We start from the raw sequence: 17,106 nt of genomic DNA on the forward strand, positions 1-17,106 counted from the left end.
GGGGGGGGGGGGGGGGGGGGGGGGGGGGGGGGGGGGGGGGGGGGGGGGGGGGGGGGCAGCGAACGGTACAAGCCGAGCCGGGACGAGGATGCCGGGGGGGCGATGGGGGACGACCGGCCTCGTACGGGTATGAAATTAATAAAAAAAGGCCGGTATCATCCGGCCTTTTCGCATGCGGATGCGGCAAAACGTAAGGGTTGGCGAAAAAACCGACCCTCTCTCACTCGATGGGGACTCCACGCAAAAAGGGCGAAAAAGTACAGGCGGAACAAGGGGAGAAGATATCACGGATTAGAACTTGAAAAGGCTTGATGTATGGGCTTTCAGGGCATAAAAAAAGGAGGGAAAGGGTTTTGTCCCTTATCCTCCGTTTTTGGCTTCTTTCCCGTGACGGGCCGGACCAACCTGGCCCGATGTCGGTCTGTTTGGCGGAAGGTGAAAGAAAAACTATTTGTTCATATGGTACGGGTATAAAGCAGATGGAGCATGTCTTTGTTTTTATAGTACCTGATAAACTGTTTCTTAATAGACATGCCAAGCCTTTCCGCCACCTTTCTTGAAGCAGTATTTTCCGGTCTAATTTGTGCTGTAATTTCTCTTAGATGCAAGACATTAAAAGCATAATCAATACAAGCGGAGGCAGCTTCAAAGGCATACCCGTTTCCCCAATGCGACTTTTTGTAAATGTAGCCGATCCCAACATAGTTTTCATTGTCTGCTTCTTCAGAAATTAGCCCGGTAACACCAATTAACCTGTCGGATGTTTTTTCTATTACTGCCCAATAACTATACCCATCCCTATCATATCTCATAATATTTTCATCAATCCATTGAATAACTTCTTCATCAGAAAAAGCATGTTCCCAAGCGTACATAACATCAATATCTTGTAAAATTGAGCCAATAGATTTGTAGTCATCTGTGTGTATTTCCCGCAAGCACAAACGTGACGTTTCCAAAATCACCATACCAAAATTTCACCTTCCAATATAATATTCATTCACCTTATATCTCATGCACTAAATTATATACCCATAAAAACAAGAGGACAAGCATAGTCGCCCGTCCTCTCAATCTCATTCCAGATATAGCACAAATCCGAACCCCTCGCCGACAGGTTCTCCCTGTCTTTGGTGGTTCGGATTATATTCGTTTGGTGCCGAAGGCGGGAGTCGAACCCGCACAGGCGTACACCCACTAGACCCTGAACCTAGCGCGTCTACCAGTTCCGCCACTTCGGCATTTTTTTACTTTTTCGCCTTCTTTCCCTTTTTACCCACCCCTTTTTAGGTTGAAAATGACAAGTTTTAAGAGTATACTTTTTTAATTTTCGTGTCAAGGAAAAAGAACCGACGACCATGCACATCATCAATTGGCACAGGGATTATCGGGCGCCCTTCGATCGAACGGTGCTTGCCATCGGCAACTTCGACGGCGTCCACCGGGGGCACACGGCCATACTCGAGCGGGTGGTGGATCGGGCCGAGCGGGAAGACGCACAACCCGCGATCCTGACGTTTCATCCCCACCCCAGAAAGATTTTCACCGGGGAGGAGCCGCTCCTAATCACCGATTTTGACGAGAAGATGCACCTGATCGAACAACAGGGTATCAGTGCCGTCTTCGTGGTGGGGGAGGACCGGACCTTTTACCGGATGAGTCCCCGGGAGTTTTCCCGGCGGGTACTCCGTGAAAGCCTCTCGGTCGTTCATGTCTTTGTGGGCTATGATTTTTCCTTCGGTAAAAACCGGATCGGCGATATCGACGACCTGAATGTTCAGGGTAAGAAGCTGGGATTTGCGGTGGAAAAGGTGGAGGAGGTAACATTGGATGGGATGCCGGTGAGCTCGACGGAGATACGCCGGCTCATCGGCGACGGCGCCGTGGACCGGGCGGCACAGCTTCTGGGCAGGGAGTACACCATGAGGGGCGAGGTGATACACGGGATGGATCGGGGACGAAGTCTCTTGGGATTTCCCACCGCCAATGTCGATTTCACTACCCGCCTCGTCCCGGCGGACGGGGTGTACGCGGTCCGGGTGATTCGGGACGGGATGGAGTATCCCGCGGTGGCGAACCTGGGCAATAATCCGACGTTCTCCGATGTCGGGTTGTCTTTAGAGGTATTTATCCTCGACTTCGTCGAAGACCTCTACGGCGAGGTGATCGAGGTATCCTTTGTCCGGCGCATCCGGGGTGAGCGGGCCTTTTCCGGTCCCGAGGAGCTCATCGCCCGGATCGTGATGGACGTGCGTGAGGCACGGGAAATCCTCGGCTCATGAAACTGGACTGGAAATTTTACCTGGGGCTCGGTATCGGGGCCTTTTTTTTGTATCTCGCCCTGCGAAGGCTCGATTACACAGCCCTGTGGGCGGCCTTTTTCCTCATCCGGTGGCCGATAATCGTCCTCTCTGTTTTCCTCTATTACCTCACCTATCTGATCCGCACGATACGCTGGCGATATCTGGCGATGCCCATCAAAAAGATGCGGCTCCGCACGATCTTCTCGGCGGTAGCAATCGGCTTCGGGGCCAATAACATGTTTCCCGCCCGCCTGGGTGAGATCATCCGCTGCATCGTGCTGGGGAGGATGGAGCGGGTCAGGGCGTCGGCGGTTCTGGCGACGGTGGTGGTGGAGCGGCTCTTCGATATGCTGGCGGTGCTCGTGCTTTTGGGGGTGGTGCTTGTGCTGGTGCCCTTCCCCGGGGAGTACCAGGAGTTTCAGCGGGGTCTTCGGGCCGCCGGGATGGTAAGTCTCGCGGGCGTGATCGGGGTTTTTGTCTTCCTGGTGTTCCTGGGCCGGGAGAGCCGCTGGGCGAAGGCGTTGCTTGCGTGGGTGACCAGGCCGGTGCCGGAGCGCTGGCGGGGGCGGGCGGAGTCGATGGCTTTATCCTTTGCCGGGGGCCTGGCGGTTTTGTTTCGAAAGGATCTCTTCATACCGGTGATCGTCACCACACTGCTTCTCTGGTTGACGGTGACGGGTCTCTATTACACGGTCTTTCTGGCCTTCGGATTTATGCTTCCCATCTCTGCGGCGCTGTTTTTGACGGTGATATTGTGCTTCGCCGTGGCGCTCCCCTCCACCCCCGGCTACATCGGCCCCTTCCATGCCGCCGCCCGCTATGCCCTGATATTTTTCGGCCTTCCGGCGGAGGAGGCGGTGGGCATGGGTATCGTCATGCACGCGGTCAATTTTCTGCCGGCCATCGCCGGGGGGTTGTTGTTCATCTGGCTGGATAAGGTGGATATCGGCGAGGTGCACAGGGCCTCGGCCGCCGGCGTGACGCCGGAAAAGGCGGTCCAAGATTGAATACAGCGGGGGACGGCTACACCGTCCCCCGTTCGATTTTGTCTTAGGCTGCGAAAGTGAGTTTCGTGCCGGCCATGTTGAGGATGAATTTATCCGACATCCGCTCCTCGATGTAGCCGATCGCCTCCCTCCCGGTGCAGTGGGTGGGGATGATGTAGGCCGGATCGAGGGATATGAGATTATCGGCGGTGGGCTTGATGACCCCGTCGAAATCCGCCCCGTTGAGGTGGAACCCCCCCATGATGACGTGGACATCGCCGATTCCGGTGACTTCTTTGGCGTAGTTGGTGGTGTTGATGATGCCCGAGTGGGCGCAGCCGGAGAGCACGATCAATCCCTTCCCCTTCAGGTTCGCGACGATGGAGGTGTCATCGGCGATATCGTCCTGGGTCTCCACGCCGTCCCTCTCAAAGAAGAAGTCGTTTCCCACCCTCTCGAAATCGGTCTTTCTCGGCACCCCCCCCAAAAACAGCATCTGGCCGTCCAACAGCGGCGTGGGCTCGGATCGCTCCACCGGCTCGAACCCCGCCTTTTTCGCCCGCTCCCGGGTGAAGGAGGGAAAGCCGACCCGGATATCCTCGGTGACTTTCAGATAACGGGGATTGCGGAAGGCCTCGGGGTGGAGATAGAGGGAGAGACCGGGCTTTTTGATGCGTTTGCCCAGCTCCTCGATGCCGCCGGTGTGGTCAAGATGTCCGTGGGAGAGCGCCGCCGTCTCCACGACGGAGAGGTCCACACCCAATGCGTCGGCGTTGAATGCGGCGCCGTGTGCGGAAAAGCCGAAATCGAAGAGCACGCTCCGGGAGACGTCCCCGGACGTGACCGTCACCAGGGACGAAAAGCCGTGTTCGGCTAAAATTGAGTTCTTCACCTCCATGTCTTTGAGGGGCATGGCCCGAAGCACGACCTCCGAGTTGTCCCTGAGGATCAGGTCCACGTAGTTGTCCTGGAGGGTGAGAATTTCCACCTTGTCCACTTCTTTGAGAGATACGCTCATGATTTACTCCTTTTTTTACCGCCCGCACAGGTCGAGGACGATATCCGTCATGATGTTCGAGCCGTTGATGACGTTTTCAATCGAAATCTTCTCATCGATGCCATGAATCATCGAGATGACATCGGAGAGCGGCACCAGGGCGGGCATGACGCCGTATGTGGGTATGCCGATTTTCCTGAAAAACCGCGAATCGGAGCACCCCGTCAAGAGCGACGGGGTGATGACGGCGTCGGGCAGATATCGTTCCATGACACGGACGATGGTTTCATATTCATCGGTATTAAAGGGGGATTCGTTGGCCACCGAGGTGTCGAGGTATGACACGTCGATACCGACATCATTCAGAAGCTTGGTTACGGCGGCCATGAACTCCTCCACGCCCTCCCCCGGCAGCAGGCGGCAGTCCAGATGCGCCTCGGCCCGGGAGGGGATGGTGTTGGTCTTGTCTCCCGAGTGCATGACCGTCAGGCTGATGGTGTTCTTCAGTTGAGCGGAGATCATGGGATTGAAAAGAAGCGATGAGTCCTTCAGGTTTTGTATCAGGGTGTCCGCATCGCCGTCCTTTTGATACTCCGCCAAAAAGGGCCACCCCTCGGCGAGATTTTTGAAATAGGCGGCCACCGCCGGCTTGACGTCGTAGTCGGTCCCCCGCTCGAGCACCCGGTTCACCGCCCGGGTCAATCGCTCCAGGGCGTTTTCGCCGTGGGGGGCGGAGCCGTGGCCCGGGGGACCGGTGACCGAGAGCTTCAGCCAGCACAGCCCCTTTTCCGCCGTGGCGATGGTCATCAGGGGCCGTCCGGCCAATAGATCCGTGATGCCCATCCCCCCCTCGTTGAGAACGATCCCCGCCTCGAAATCATCCCTGTGGTTTTCAATCAAGTATCCCGCGCCGTAGTTACCGGCCATCTCCTCGTCGGCGCAGGCCAGAAACACGACGTCTCTCGTCGGCTCGATCTTCTTCCGCTTGAGGTGAAGCAGCGCCATAAGCAGCATGATGCCCTGGCCCTTTGTATCCAGCGCCCCCCGGCCCGTGACAAAGCCGTCGATGATCTTCCCGCCGAAGGGGTCGAAGCTCCATTCGCTCTTGTCCGCGGGAACCACGTCGATGTGGGTCATGAGGATAAGCGGTTTTTTCTCCCCCGTACCGGGGAGGTGCGCCCTGATGGACGCCCGCCCCGCCTCGGGCTCATAGATTTTGTAATCGATGCCCTCGGCCGTGAAGAGCTCCGAGAGGAAATCGACGGCGACCCGCTCGTTGCCGGGGGGATTCGTGGTGTTGATCTTGATATAGTCCGACAGGAGTCGAACCGCTTCGTGGTCTGAGTCGTGCGTGCTCATTATCGATACTCCTTTTGTCAGGCGGCCATATGTTGTACCATGGTGTGGATGTGTGTATCCTGTTGGCCCCCGATACTACGGGACGGAAACGTCCGCCGTTTTCATGAGCCGTTCCCATCTTTCATTTACCCACCGCTGGATTTCGGCGATCTCGTCTTTCGACATGCCGGAAAACCGCCCCTGTATTGAGAGGTACTCGGCCAGGGGAATCCGGGGCTCCGGGAGATACGTGATGGTGGTCCGCTCGCCGTTTTCTATTTCAATCAGCGGAAAGACGCCCGTCTCCACCGCCAGGCGGGCCGCGGTGATGGTCATGTCCGACGGCATGCGCCAGCCCGTGGGGCAGGCCACCAGAATGTGGAGAAACCGGGTGCCGGTGATGTGTTTCGCCTTTTCGACCTTGGCCGTAAGATCGTCGGGAAAGGCGATGGAGGCGCTGGCGGCGTAGGGGATGCCGTGGGCGGCCATGATGGCCAGGATATCCTTCTTGTGCATGCTCTCCCCCGCGGGACTCGTGGTGGTCCGGGCGAACCGGGGGGTGGCGGAGCTCCGCTGGTTGCCGGTGTTCATGTACGCCTCGTTGTCGTAGCAGACGTAGATGATATCCTCGTTTCGCTCGGCGGCGCCGGAGAGGGCCTGGAGCCCGATGTCGAACGTGCCGCCGTCTCCAGCCCAGGAGACCACATGGGCATGTCCCCTGCCGGTGGCCTCCAATCCCGCCTTGAGGCCGGAGGCGATGGCCGCGCCGGTTTCGAAGGCGGTGTGGACCAGGTTGACGTTCATGGGAGTATGGGGGAAGGCGCCGCTGATGATGGAAAAGCAGCACGCCGGAAGCCCCAGCACGGTGTCCTTCCCCAGAACGGACAGCACCCACTGCATGGCCAGCGTCGCCCCGCATCCGGGGCACGCCAGGTGTCCCGGGGTGATGTATTGATCGGTTCGTTCGTTTGCCGCTGTATCCGGTGTCGTCATGATTGACTCGTCTATTTCTTCATGCCCAGAAAGAAAGGTTGGGGTGTATCCTTCGTTTTTTCAAGCCCACGGATCGCCTCACATATCAGGTCGACGGTGATATCCCGCCCCCCCAGCCCCGCCACGGCGCCGATTACCCGGGGACGTTTGTTCGCATCGTAGAGGGCGGCGCGGATCTCCTGGGCCAGGGGGCCGCCCTGCCCCGGGATGACGCTCTTGTCCAGGACAAACACCGTGGACACCCCCGAGACGGCGTCCGTGATCAGCTCTGAGGGGAAGGGCCTGAAAGTCCGCACCTTGAGCATGCCGACCGGCGTCTTTTCTTCCCGAAGCCGATCCACCGCCGCCCGTATTGTTCCGCACACCGCCCCGCAGGCGGCGATGATGGTCTCGGCGCCGTCAGTCCGGTAGGTCTCGATAGAGCTGTAGCTCCGGCCGAAGATCTCCTTGAACCGTCGGTTTTCCTCGTCGATGACCGTTAACGCACGGCGGGCGGCGTCGAACTGGCGATACTTCACCTCGGTGAAGTGATCCGGCGCCACCACCGGCGAGAAGGCCCGGGGGGAGTCCAGATCGATGGCGTGGGGGTTGTTGAGCGGCGGGAGAAACCGATCCGCCGTCATCTCATCGGGCACATCCACCGCTTCCGTGGTATGGGAGAGGATGAAGGCGTCGAGGATGATCATGGCCGGTGTAAATACCCGTTCCGCCACGGCATAGGCAAGAAGCACGGAATCGACGCAGTCCTGGTTGTCCTCGCAGTAAAACTGGAGCCAGCCCGTATCCCGCTGGGACATGGAATCGGACTGATCGTTCCAGATATTCCAGGGGGCGCCCAGGGTGCGGTTGACGCAGGCCATAACGATGGGGAGGCGTCCCCCGGCGGCCCAATGCAGCAGCTCGTGCATCAGGGCCAGACCCTGGGAGGATGTGGCGGTGAAGGTTCGGGCGCCGGCGGTGGCGGCGCCGATGCACGCGGCCATGGCCGAATGCTCGCTTTCAACCTTGATGTAGCGGGCGTCCATGGTCCCGTCGGAGGCGAACTGGGCCAACAGTTCCGATATGTGTGTCTGGGGGGTGATGGGGTAGGCGGGGATGACCTGGACACGGGAGCGCAGCACCCCCATCGACACGGCATGGTTCCCCTCCAAAAGTTGTTTCATATGTTGCTCGCCTCTGGTGGTCAAATCCGGCCGCATCCCACACGAAGATCGTGGGGGATCACGGCGTTTTCATCACGATGACGCCCCGGGGGCACTCCCGGGCGCAGATACCGCATCCCTTGCAGAAATCCTCGTCGACCCGGACGCTGCTTCCCACACCGCGCGCCTTGAGATTCCTGATGATCGAGAGCGAAAAATCGGGACAGAACCGCTCGCAGGTCTTGCAGTCGATGCAGGTGCCGCAGACGAAGCATCGGGCCGCCTCGGCGGCGGCGTCCCGTTCGGTCGGCCCCGCGGTGACTTCCGAGAAATCACCCGATCGCATATGTGGGTCCGTCTTCTGGAGACGATAGGCGTCACTTTTCTTGAAATAGGCCGTTTGTATATCCTCGAACGCCACCGGGTCCCCCTCTGGGGCCGGACGCTCTTCCAGCCAGCGGCTGAAGGTCATCCTCTCCGTCGCCTCGGGCGCCGGGCGGCCGGAGAGACGCGCGTCGATCATGATCGCCGCCCGCTTGCCGGCGGCGGCGGCGTCCGCCACGGTGCGTCGCCCCCCACCCGCGTCCCCGCCCAGGAGCACGCCTTCTGCATCGAGGATGGATACGGGATCTTTTTTGTCCCCGTCCGTCCCCATGAACGAGAAGTCCTCCGCCTCACCCACGGCGGTGATGACCCGATCCACACAGACCTCCCGCTCGCTGCCGGAAATCTGCACCGGCCGCCTCCTGCCGGAGGCGTCCTCCTCCCCCAACTCCATTGTGATCAGGGTCATCGCCAGGCGCCCCTTTTTTTCCGTGAGCCCGACGGGGGCCGTCAGGTACGAGATCGGGATGTCCTCCTCACGCGCCTCCTCGATTTCGTCGGTGAAGGCGGGCATCTCGTCACGACTTCTCCTGTAATAAATATGGGGGGATCCCCCCAGGCGGAGGATCGTGCGGGCGGCGTCCAGGGCGGTGTTCCCGCCGCCGATAACGGCGTACTCGCCCGTGACCGAATCGATTGTTCCCCGAAAGACGTCCGCCAGAAAAGAAAGGCCGGATAGAACGCCGATTCCTGTATATCCTCCCAGGTCCACATCCAGGGAGCGATGCGCCCCGGGCGCCGCGAAGACGGCGTCGAAGTCTTTCTCGAGATCGGTGAGAATGATGTCCGTACCGATGGAAACGCCGGTTCTGATATCCACCCCCAGGCGGCGGATTGCATCGATACACGAATCCAGTATGTCCCGGGGGAGCCGATACGGGGGAATCCCCAGCCGGAGCACCCCGCCGGGGGCCTCCTCCCGCTCGAAGACGGTGACCGCATATCCCAAGAGCGCCAGGAACCTCGCCGTCGAAAGGCCCGCAGGACCGGAGCCGACGATCGCCACGCTTTTCCCCGTGGCCTTTCGCTTCGGGAGGTCGGGGTGTTTTTTCAGTGCTTCGTTCCCCAGAAGGCGCTCGACGGCCCTGATGGAGACCCTCTCGTCGAATCGATCCCGATTGCACGCTTCCGTACAGAATGCGGGGCACACCCGCCCCAGGACGGCGGGAAAGGGATTTTCCAGGGCCAGGGCGAGGGTCGCCCCGGCCGTGTCTCCGTCTGCGAGGAGGGCCATCATCTCGGGAATATTGTTCTGCAGGGGGCACTCTCTACTGCAGGGGGAGGGCCGGGGGGAGAATACCGGCATAAGAAACCGCCAGCTCCCGGTTTTGTTCCACTCCATTCCCCCCCAGGACGAGGGGACCTCAGGATACTGGTCGATCTGGGTGAGGGTTATCTTCGTGGTCACGTCGCCTCCAGGATGATCACCCGGTTATACGCCTCCCGGGCGCCCTCGGCGTTGTTGGCGGCGTGTTTCGGGATGGTCTGTTCGATTGCGTCGGTCAAACTTTCGAGGGATACGATATCGGTCATGCGTGTTACGGCGCCCAAAATGGTGGTGTTGATGATCGGAAGGAGTTCCGTCCCCAGCCCCCGGCTCCGGGCGATCGTGCCCGCGGGCACGGTGCCGATGGAAATCCCTTCACAGCTTTTGAGGGTGCGAAACGCCTCCGGGGGGTCGTCGCTGTTAATCAAAAGCCCCCCCTCCGGCTTCAGGCCGGAGAGCGTCGGCTCAAGCTCCAGGAGGGTGGGATCCATCACCACGATGAAGTCAGGATTGTAGATGTTCTGCCGGATGAGGATTTTTTCATCGTCGATCCTGAGGTAGGCCGCCACGGGCGCACCGCGGCGCTCCAGGCCGAAGGAGGGAAACGACTGGGGATAGTTCCCCTCGAGGAACGCCGCCAGAGCCAGAATCTCCGAGGCCATGACCGCCCCCTGTCCCCCGCGACCGTGAAATCGAATTTCGTACATGAAAGTGGCGCTTTCCGGTGTCGTGAAAAACATCACTCATGTTAGCCGGGACGAAGGGGCGTGTCAAGGGCAATCAGCGCCCTTCGGGCCGTATCCGAGAGCTTTCCGGACTCGGTATGCCACCCCCGTCGGGCATTTCAGGGAGGTTCTCATTGCGGCGCGAAGGGCACACGTATACAAAGTGTTCCCCGCCTCGGCGATCGATGCCGGGACGATTGAAAAGAAATACTTTGACTTCCACCTCCCGTGTTGCTACAGTCTATACTTTGCGGCATTTTGTCGCATCGTTTCGATAACGCAGGAGCGCGCCGGAATTCTCACCGGAGATCTTTTTGATGAGGAATGATCGGCGCACACACTACCTATGGCACGGGGATTCGTTTCTGACCTGGGAGATCGTCTGGCCGCGATCGCCTTTTGCTTTTTCGCGGAGGTTATCCCCTATACGCCCCTCTGGCTCATCCGGGGGGTGTCGGTGGTGATGTTCGTGTTGATGTATCCGGTGGCCGGATACCTGCTGGGGCTTGAACGGCGGTTCGCCCGGCACATCAGGATCGCCTTCGAGGAGGACCTCACCCCACGGGATTCCCGGAGGCTGGCCCGACGGGCCCTCTATGAGCTCTTGATCGATAGCCTCGAGATCAACCACTACTACCACCCCAGGAATATCGATGAGCTGCTCCGAAATGTGCCCGTTGAGGGGCTCGAAAAAATTCACCGGGCGCTCGAGGGGGGACGGGGCGCCGTCGGCGCCGCCGCCCATCTGGGGAACTTCCAGCTTTTGGCCATCCGCCTGAGCAAGGAGGAGTTCAATTTTTCCTTTCTCGTGAAGGATCCGAAGAATCCGCATTTCGCGAAGGCATGGTATAAATACATGGACACCATCCCGGTCAATCGGATCAATTTCGTCAGCAGGGTGAGCGCCGCAAAGGGGGCGTTTCGGGCGCTTGGACGAGGTGATTTTGTGATGATGGTGGCCGATGAATTCAAGCGCCGGGGCGGCGTTGAGGTGAACTTCTTCGGCAAAACCACCATGCTGGCTGCGGGTCCGGCGGCCATCGCTCTCAAGACCGGCGCCCCGATGCTGCCCATCAACATCTTTCGGGGGAAAAAGAGTTGCTACCGGGTGGTGGTGGACGACCAGATCGAATTCGCCCCCACCGGCGATGTCGAAAAGGACATCCGAAATTATTCCCAGCTCCGCACGGACATCATGGAGCGATATGTGCGGGAGTATCCCCATGAGCTTCTCTGGACCCACGACAGGTGGAAAAAAAGGCGCAGATAAACGTGAATTTATGATATGATGAAGACTCAGTAATTTAATATTTTTTGCAGTGCCGTTTTTCCTCGACGCGCAACTGAAAGGGAAACAGATGAAAATTGACATGAATCATATGAACCGAATACGGTTGAGCACAAACGCCAAGCTGCAAAAGACCCTCGGGAGGTTTTTTGTGGGGCCCAACTACTTCTTCTCGAAGGTTGACATTAACATCGAGAACATCGAGCGGATACCCACGGACGAGACGGTGATATTCGCCCTGAACCACACCGATCGCTACAACTACTGGCCGTTTCAGTACAAGATGTGGCGGATGAACCCGAGGCTTCCCTACACCACTACCTGGGTCAAGGGAGATTACTACAACAACCCGTTATTGGGGAAGTTCTTCGACTGGACGAACAACATCCCGGTGCCGTCCCGGGGCTATCTCATTAAGGAGGATTTTCGGGATATCGTCAACCGGAAGATATCCCAGATCGAGTATCGGCTGCTCAGGGACCTGGTCAACGGGAAAAAGCAGATACAGAAGCTGAGCGACGAGATCACCGAGGCCCTTAGAAGTGTTTTGGAGTATCCCCGTCAGCTTATAGACGAGATAAAAATTCCCTACGCCGAGTACGTTGAGCGGTACTACCGGATGCTGATGGCGAAGGTGGCGGAGATAAACTTCAACGCGCTGTTTGAAAAGCGCCTCAATGTTATCATCTTTCCTGAGGGCACCCGGTCGGACACCCTCACCTCCGGGAAAACCGGCATATCTCATCTGGCATTGAAGTCCAGGGCCAAGGTGGTGCCGGTGGGATGCAGCGGATCGGATACGATTTATCCCGGTAACTCCCCGGTGGCGAAAAAGGGAAAGGTCGTCTACCGGGTGGGTATGCCCATCGATCCGAGGGACTTCGTTGTCGATGAGGACAAAATGGACTTCGTCCCCTTTTCACGGGACGCCGAAATCCGCCTGGCCGACGAGATGCATGAGTTCGCCCTCCAGGTGATGGAGGCCATCAACGAGCTGTTGGATGAAAAATACCGTTCACTCCAGCCGGTGACGGTGGTATAGCGAATGAGGCCGATGATGTGTGTGAATCACCGGCCGTGACTGAGATAAAGAATACACGTGATATTCAAAACCCTCCGATGGCACACATCGGGGGGTTTTTTTCGATACCATTGGTGTTCTGTGTGTCTGTTCCGGAGGGAGAGAAAGACGCGGTTTTATCAGCTGGAGACGACGTGTTGCTGGCGGACCTTTTCGTACAGCACCACCGCCACCGCCACCGAGATGTTCAAAGACGAGATGCGGCCCAGAAGCGGTATGGAGATAACCCGGTCGCACTTGTTCCTGAGGGTATCGGACAGGCCCTTGTCCTCCCCGCCGAAGACTAAAGCGACCGGCCCCGTCAGGTCCGCCTCGAAATGAGCGCATTCGCCGTTCGCCTCCACCCCGATGATGTGAAACCCGGCCCGGGAAAGCTGGGCCAGGGCGCTGGTGGGGCTTTCCCTGATGACCGGGATATATTCGGATGCGCCCATGGACACCCGGACCGCCACCGAAGACAGCGGTGCGCTTCGGCGGGGGGGAACCACCACGCTCCGGGCGCCGGCGCCGTCACAGGTGCGCAGAATCGCCCCCAGGTTCTGCTCGTAGAGCACCTCTCCCAGCACCAGGATCACAGGATCCGTGGTGTTGTCGACGACCTCAAGGAGGGTCTTGAGGCTGATATCCTCACGGGGACGGGCCAGGGCGATGACCCCCTGATGGGAGCCGGTTTGGGAGCGGGCGTCCAGCTCCCGGCGGTCCAGGGCCGTGAGCGGGACCCCCCGTTTTCGGGCGAGCTCCATGATGGAGCGCACCTTCCCCGCCGCCTCGGCGCCCCCGTCCAGAAACACCTCCTCGATCTCCCGGTCGGACCCCAACGCCTCCAGGACCACATTTCGCCCCTCCAGGCTGATACGGGGCTCGTCTTCGGGGCGTCTTTTGCCCGGTTTTGGAGGATGCTTTTTCTTTTTCACTAAAAAACCGATCTTCGAAAAGGACGTTTTGTCTCGAGGTTTCGAAACGAAGCGGGGGTTACCTGCGGGTTCCTTCGAAATCCTTCATCTTTTCCCGGACCCGGTCGCTTGCGTCCGACGGGTCGGTGTCATCTGCGTCCATCTCTCCCGTTTCAAGGAAGTTTTTGTATCGCTCGGTCTCGTAGACCAAAAGTCCCATGATCAGGGCCAGGGCGCCGATGTCGTCCACCAGGCCGACCAGGGGAAAGATGCCGGGGATGAAATCGATGGGGATGAGGATATATACAATCAGGGCGAGATAGGTGAGTTTTCGAAAGAGCGGAACCCGGTAGGCCTTGTCGGTGAAGATGGCCTTTAGGTATCGCCAGCGGCGGGCGATATTCACCGCGTCGAATATGCTTTTCGAGGGCATGGAAACACTCCCGTGGTACGTCAATAATGAATACTAATCATTATACGGCATATTGTTCGGAAAGAAAAGAGGGAAAAGGGAGTCGTGTGAGATTCACACCGGCTCGCCGCCCGCTCCGGGGATGTTCGAAAGGTCGAGGTGAGCCGCCTTACTCGGCCGCCCGGGATCCGTCGGCTCATCGTCCGACGGTTTTTTTCCTGCCGATGAGGTACACGCAGTTTCTGGCAAGGCTGTTGGGCATGACGTCCCGGATGAAAGACGATACACCCCCCGTCTCGGGAAAGTGCTTTCTCCGTATGACGGAAAGGTCCATGCGGTCAAGCAACGTGTCGAAGTCCCGGAGGGTGAAGGGGTGTATGTTCGGTGTGTCGTCCCAGGCGTAGGGGATGTCGGTGGTGGCCGGCATGCGACCGGAGAAGAGGAGATAGAGCCGCACGAGGAGGTAGCCGTAGTTTGGAAAGCCGACGATGCCGATATCCCCGACCCTGAGCATCTCGGTGAGGACGAACAACGGCCGCTGTATCTCGTGGAGAGTCTGGTTGAGGATTACGTAATCGAACGAGCCGTCGGCCCACTCGGAGAGACCCTCGTTGATATCGCCGTGATAGACCGACAGGCCCCGGGAGACGCAGGCCGCCACGCCGTCGGCGGAAATCTCCACTCCCCGGCCAGATACCCCCTTCTCCTCCACCAGGGCGCCGAGGAGCTCCCCAAACCCGCAGCCCAGGTCGAGCACCCGGCTCCCATCCGGGATGGTCTCGAAGATGAACGTGTGATCGTCCCTGAAAAGCGGTGCGTGTGACGTCGATCGATCAGACATTGGCGAAAAAATCCCTGACGATGCCGGAGAGCTCGTCGTTTTGAAGCAGGAACGAATCATGGCCGTGGGGGGTGTCCAGCTCCAAGAACGACACCGGCGCCCCGGCGGCCATCAGGGCCCGGGCCATCTCCTTGGACTGATAGCTGGGGTACAGCCAGTCCGACGTGAACGACACGACCAGGAACTTCGACCGAACCCCCCGGAAGGCCTCGGCCAGGGTGGCGTGATAGGCCTGGGGATTGAAGTAGTTGATGGCCTTGGTGATGTAGAGGTACGAGTTGGCGTCGAATCTCTTGTTGAAGCTGACGCCCTGGTGCTCCAGGTAGCCCTCCACCTCGAATTCCACGTCGAAATTGTAGGCGTATCCTTTGTCCTTTTCTTTCAGCCGCCTGCCGAATTTTTCGTGCATGGCCTCATCGGAGAGATACGTGATGTGCCCGATCATCCGGGCCACGGCCAGCCCCATCTCCGGGGGCTGTTTTCCGTAATAATCGCCGCCGGCGAAATTGGGATCGTTGATGATGGCCTGTCGGCCCACCTGGTCGAACGCGATGCCCTGGGGCGAGAGGCGGGGGGTGGTGGCCAAGAGCACCGCGGATTTCGCCCGCTCGGGGTAGTCGATAGCCCACTGGAGGGCCTGCATCCCCCCCATCGAGCCGCCGATGACCCCGTGGAGCACCTCTATCTCCAAATGGTCGATTAGGTGTCGTTGGGCTGCGACCATATCCCTGATGGAGATGACCGGAAATGCAAGGCCATAAGGTTTTTTCGTCTTCGGGTGTATCGATGCGGGGCCGGTGGATCCCATGCATCCGCCGATGACGTTTACGCAAATGACGAAGAAGCGATCAGTGTCCACCCCCTTGCCGGGGCCCACCATGACCTCCCACCAGCCCGGTTTCTCGTCATCCGGGGTGTAGCGGCCCGCGCAGTGGGAATCCCCGGAGAGGGCGTGGAACACCAGAACGGCGTTGGATCGATCGGCGTTGAGGGAGCCGTAGGTCTCGTAAGCCAGGGTGACGGGTCCCAGGCGCGCGCCGCTCTCCAATTCCAGCTCATCGGGGTGGGCGGCGAAGGTGAAATACTCTTTCCCGACGATGCCCACACTTCCCGGGGATTCCCGGTGAGTTTTTCTTGTGCCGTTCGGCATGGTCGTCACCCTCCCAGGGCACAGTCGAGATCATTGATGATGTCACAAGCCGTCTCCAGCCCCACACTGAGGCGGACAAAGCCGTCGGTCACGCCTCCCTCGAGCCGCTGGGTTTCGGTCAGCTGCTGGTGGGTGGTGCTGGCCGGGTGGATGATGAGGCTCCGGGCGTCCCCCACGTTGGCCAGAAGGGAAATCAGCTTGACGTTGTTGATGACCTTTTTCCCCGCCTCGATCCCCCCCATCACCTCGAAGCCGATCATCCCCCCGCATCCGCCGGGGAGGTATCGTGCGGCGCATGCATGGGTGGGGTGAGTTGTCAGTCCCGGGTAGGAAACCCGGGAGACGGCCGGGTGAGAGTCGAGAAATTCGGCCGCGATTTGTGCGTTTTCGCTGTGGCGCCGCATGCGCAGGCTCAAGGTCTCCAACCCCTGGATGAAGAGAAACGCGTTGAAGGGTGACAGGGCCGGGCCGAAATCCCTGAGCATCGTCACCCGGGCGCGGGTGATGAACGCCTCCGGGCCGAATTCGTCGGTAAAGACGATCCCGTGGTACGAGGGGTCCGGCTCCGTCAAAAGTGAGAAGGGGCGTGATGACCAGTCGAAGGCGCCGCCGTCCACGATGACCCCGCCGATGGAGGTGCCGTGCCCGCCGATGTATTTCGTGGCCGAGTGTATCACAATATCCGCTCCGTGCTCCAGGGGTCGGCACAGGGCGGGGGATGCGAAGGTGTTGTCCACCATCAACGGGACGCCGTGGGCATGGGCGATGTCGGCGATTGTTTGGATATCGGGGACGTCCATGGCCGGGTTGCCGATCGTCTCGAGGTAGATGCACGATGTTCTGTCGGTCAGGGCGGATTTCACAGCGTCAAGATCGTGGATATCCACGAAATCCGCATCGATGCCGAGACGGGAGAAGGTGTGATGAAACAGGGTGTGGGTTCCGCCGTAGAGGCTCACAGAGGATACCACGTGCCCCCCCGCGGAGGTGATGGTGAGCAGCGCCAGGCTCACCGCCGCCTGGCCCGAAGCGACAGCAAGCGCACCCACCCCCCCCTCCAGCAGCGCCATTCTTTTTTCGAACACCTCCGTGGTCGGGTTTCCGATGCGGGTGTAGATATTGCCCGATTCATCCAGGGAAAAGAGCCGGGCGGCGTGTTCCGCGTCGTCGAAGACGAACGACGTGGTCTGGTAGATGGGGACGGACCGGGCGCCGGTGGCGGGATCCGGTGTGTACCCTCCGTGCAGGGCCAGCGTATCGAAGCCGTAAGAATCCGTTTTTTTATTTGTCATCTTTGCTTTTCCGA

Annotated in this window: 16 protein-coding genes and 1 tRNA gene; 4 read left to right on the forward strand and 13 right to left on the reverse strand. The window is 59.3% G+C overall.

Translation table 11 applies throughout. The features are described from left to right. Positions 1–455: 455 nt before the first annotated feature. Both JW885_04185 and JW885_04190 read right to left on the reverse strand, forming a co-directional pair. Positions 456–968 carry a GNAT family N-acetyltransferase gene (locus JW885_04185; protein ID MBN1881351.1) on the reverse strand — a complete coding sequence of 171 codons (513 nt, stop codon included), beginning with the start codon at positions 966–968 and terminating at the stop codon, positions 456–458. Between the two features lie 186 nt (positions 969–1,154). Continuing rightward, positions 1,155–1,241 (reverse strand) — tRNA-Leu (locus JW885_04190). Positions 1,242–1,358: 117 nt separating this feature from the next. Here JW885_04190 and JW885_04195 point away from each other — a divergent pair. Further along, entirely contained in the window at positions 1,359–2,282 is a 924-nt protein-coding gene (locus tag JW885_04195) for a bifunctional riboflavin kinase/FAD synthetase (GenBank protein MBN1881352.1), read from the forward strand. Beyond that, positions 2,279–3,310 carry a flippase-like domain-containing protein gene (locus JW885_04200; protein MBN1881353.1) on the forward strand — a complete coding sequence of 344 codons (1,032 nt, stop codon included), beginning with the start codon at positions 2,279–2,281 and terminating at the stop codon, positions 3,308–3,310. Before JW885_04195 ends, JW885_04200 begins: the two co-directional genes overlap by 4 nt. A 43-nt stretch (positions 3,311–3,353) precedes the next feature. Here the strand turns inward: JW885_04200 and JW885_04205 are convergent, their stop codons facing one another. The 6 genes from JW885_04205 to JW885_04230 form a co-directional block, all read right to left on the reverse strand. Continuing rightward, positions 3,354–4,307: an MBL fold metallo-hydrolase gene (locus JW885_04205; protein ID MBN1881354.1), complete on the reverse strand. Its 954-nt coding sequence runs from the start codon at positions 4,305–4,307 to the stop codon at positions 3,354–3,356. Between the two features lie 15 nt (positions 4,308–4,322). Further along, positions 4,323–5,645, reverse strand: coding sequence for a M20/M25/M40 family metallo-hydrolase (locus tag JW885_04210; GenBank protein ID MBN1881355.1), 1,323 nt, complete (start codon positions 5,643–5,645; stop codon positions 4,323–4,325). A 75-nt stretch (positions 5,646–5,720) separates the two neighbouring features. After that, positions 5,721–6,617 (reverse strand): pyruvate synthase subunit beta, encoded by an 897-nt coding sequence (locus JW885_04215; GenBank protein ID MBN1881356.1) that lies wholly within the window; start codon positions 6,615–6,617, stop codon positions 5,721–5,723. An 11-nt stretch (positions 6,618–6,628) separates the two neighbouring features. Continuing rightward, a complete protein-coding gene (gene porA, locus JW885_04220; GenBank protein ID MBN1881357.1) occupies positions 6,629–7,780 on the reverse strand; it encodes a pyruvate ferredoxin oxidoreductase in 1,152 nt (383 codons plus the stop codon). A gap of 58 nt (positions 7,781–7,838) precedes the next feature. Further along, positions 7,839–9,551, reverse strand: a complete 1,713-nt coding sequence (locus tag JW885_04225; protein ID MBN1881358.1) for an FAD-dependent oxidoreductase — start codon at positions 9,549–9,551, stop codon at positions 7,839–7,841. After that, the gene (locus tag JW885_04230) at positions 9,548–10,117 is read right to left on the reverse strand and encodes a 2-oxoacid:acceptor oxidoreductase family protein (GenBank protein MBN1881359.1); all 570 of its coding nucleotides are present in this window, start codon (positions 10,115–10,117) and stop codon (positions 9,548–9,550) included. Before JW885_04230 ends, JW885_04225 begins: the two co-directional genes overlap by 4 nt. A 364-nt stretch (positions 10,118–10,481) precedes the next feature. Between JW885_04230 and JW885_04235 the strand changes: the two genes are divergently transcribed. Together JW885_04235 and JW885_04240 are read left to right on the forward strand one after the other, a co-directional pair. Further along, positions 10,482–11,405: a lysophospholipid acyltransferase family protein gene (locus JW885_04235; GenBank protein MBN1881360.1), complete on the forward strand. Its 924-nt coding sequence runs from the start codon at positions 10,482–10,484 to the stop codon at positions 11,403–11,405. A 100-nt stretch (positions 11,406–11,505) separates the two neighbouring features. Then, positions 11,506–12,465, forward strand: a complete 960-nt coding sequence (locus tag JW885_04240) for a 1-acyl-sn-glycerol-3-phosphate acyltransferase (GenBank protein ID MBN1881361.1) — start codon at positions 11,506–11,508, stop codon at positions 12,463–12,465. Between the two features lie 158 nt (positions 12,466–12,623). Here the strand turns inward: JW885_04240 and rlmB are convergent, their stop codons facing one another. The 5 genes from rlmB to JW885_04265 form a co-directional block, all read right to left on the reverse strand. Then, positions 12,624–13,418 carry a 23S rRNA (guanosine(2251)-2'-O)-methyltransferase RlmB gene (gene rlmB / locus JW885_04245; GenBank protein ID MBN1881362.1) on the reverse strand — a complete coding sequence of 265 codons (795 nt, stop codon included), beginning with the start codon at positions 13,416–13,418 and terminating at the stop codon, positions 12,624–12,626. Positions 13,419–13,476: 58 nt separating this feature from the next. Then, positions 13,477–13,830: a DUF1232 domain-containing protein gene (locus tag JW885_04250; GenBank protein ID MBN1881363.1), complete on the reverse strand. Its 354-nt coding sequence runs from the start codon at positions 13,828–13,830 to the stop codon at positions 13,477–13,479. 175 nt (positions 13,831–14,005) lie between these two features. Continuing rightward, complete coding sequence (gene metW / locus JW885_04255; GenBank protein ID MBN1881364.1) at positions 14,006–14,650, reverse strand: methionine biosynthesis protein MetW; 645 nt, start codon at positions 14,648–14,650, stop codon at positions 14,006–14,008. Next, complete coding sequence (locus JW885_04260; protein ID MBN1881365.1) at positions 14,643–15,800, reverse strand: homoserine O-acetyltransferase; 1,158 nt, start codon at positions 15,798–15,800, stop codon at positions 14,643–14,645. Before JW885_04260 ends, metW begins: the two co-directional genes overlap by 8 nt. A gap of 5 nt (positions 15,801–15,805) precedes the next feature. After that, positions 15,806–17,092 (reverse strand): O-acetylhomoserine aminocarboxypropyltransferase/cysteine synthase, encoded by a 1,287-nt coding sequence (locus tag JW885_04265; GenBank protein ID MBN1881366.1) that lies wholly within the window; start codon positions 17,090–17,092, stop codon positions 15,806–15,808. Positions 17,093–17,106 lie beyond the last annotated feature (14 nt).

The sequence above is a fragment of the Candidatus Zymogenaceae bacterium genome (assembly GCA_016931225.1).
In the GTDB taxonomy this organism is placed as follows: Bacteria; Desulfobacterota; Zymogenia; order Zymogenales; family Zymogenaceae; genus JAFGFE01.

Bases quoted from the DNA above. Each gene is read 5' to 3' on its own strand.
- JW885_04185 (MBN1881351.1), bottom strand. From the start codon at position 968: ATGGTGATTTTGGAAACGTCACGTTTGTGCTTGCGGGAAATACACACA.
- JW885_04195 (MBN1881352.1), top strand. From the start codon at position 1,359: ATGCACATCATCAATTGGCACAGGGATTATCGGGCGCCCTTCGATCGA.
- JW885_04200 (MBN1881353.1), top strand. From the start codon at position 2,279: ATGAAACTGGACTGGAAATTTTACCTGGGGCTCGGTATCGGGGCCTTT.
- JW885_04205 (MBN1881354.1), bottom strand. From the start codon at position 4,307: ATGAGCGTATCTCTCAAAGAAGTGGACAAGGTGGAAATTCTCACCCTC.
- JW885_04210 (MBN1881355.1), bottom strand. From the start codon at position 5,645: ATGAGCACGCACGACTCAGACCACGAAGCGGTTCGACTCCTGTCGGAC.
- JW885_04215 (MBN1881356.1), bottom strand. From the start codon at position 6,617: ATGACGACACCGGATACAGCGGCAAACGAACGAACCGATCAATACATC.
- porA (MBN1881357.1), bottom strand. From the start codon at position 7,780: ATGAAACAACTTTTGGAGGGGAACCATGCCGTGTCGATGGGGGTGCTG.
- JW885_04230 (MBN1881359.1), bottom strand. From the start codon at position 10,117: ATGTACGAAATTCGATTTCACGGTCGCGGGGGACAGGGGGCGGTCATG.
- JW885_04235 (MBN1881360.1), top strand. From the start codon at position 10,482: ATGGCACGGGGATTCGTTTCTGACCTGGGAGATCGTCTGGCCGCGATC.
- JW885_04240 (MBN1881361.1), top strand. From the start codon at position 11,506: ATGAATCATATGAACCGAATACGGTTGAGCACAAACGCCAAGCTGCAA.
- JW885_04250 (MBN1881363.1), bottom strand. From the start codon at position 13,830: ATGCCCTCGAAAAGCATATTCGACGCGGTGAATATCGCCCGCCGCTGG.
- metW (MBN1881364.1), bottom strand. From the start codon at position 14,650: ATGTCTGATCGATCGACGTCACACGCACCGCTTTTCAGGGACGATCAC.
- JW885_04260 (MBN1881365.1), bottom strand. From the start codon at position 15,800: ATGCCGAACGGCACAAGAAAAACTCACCGGGAATCCCCGGGAAGTGTG.
- JW885_04265 (MBN1881366.1), bottom strand. From the start codon at position 17,092: ATGACAAATAAAAAAACGGATTCTTACGGCTTCGATACGCTGGCCCTG.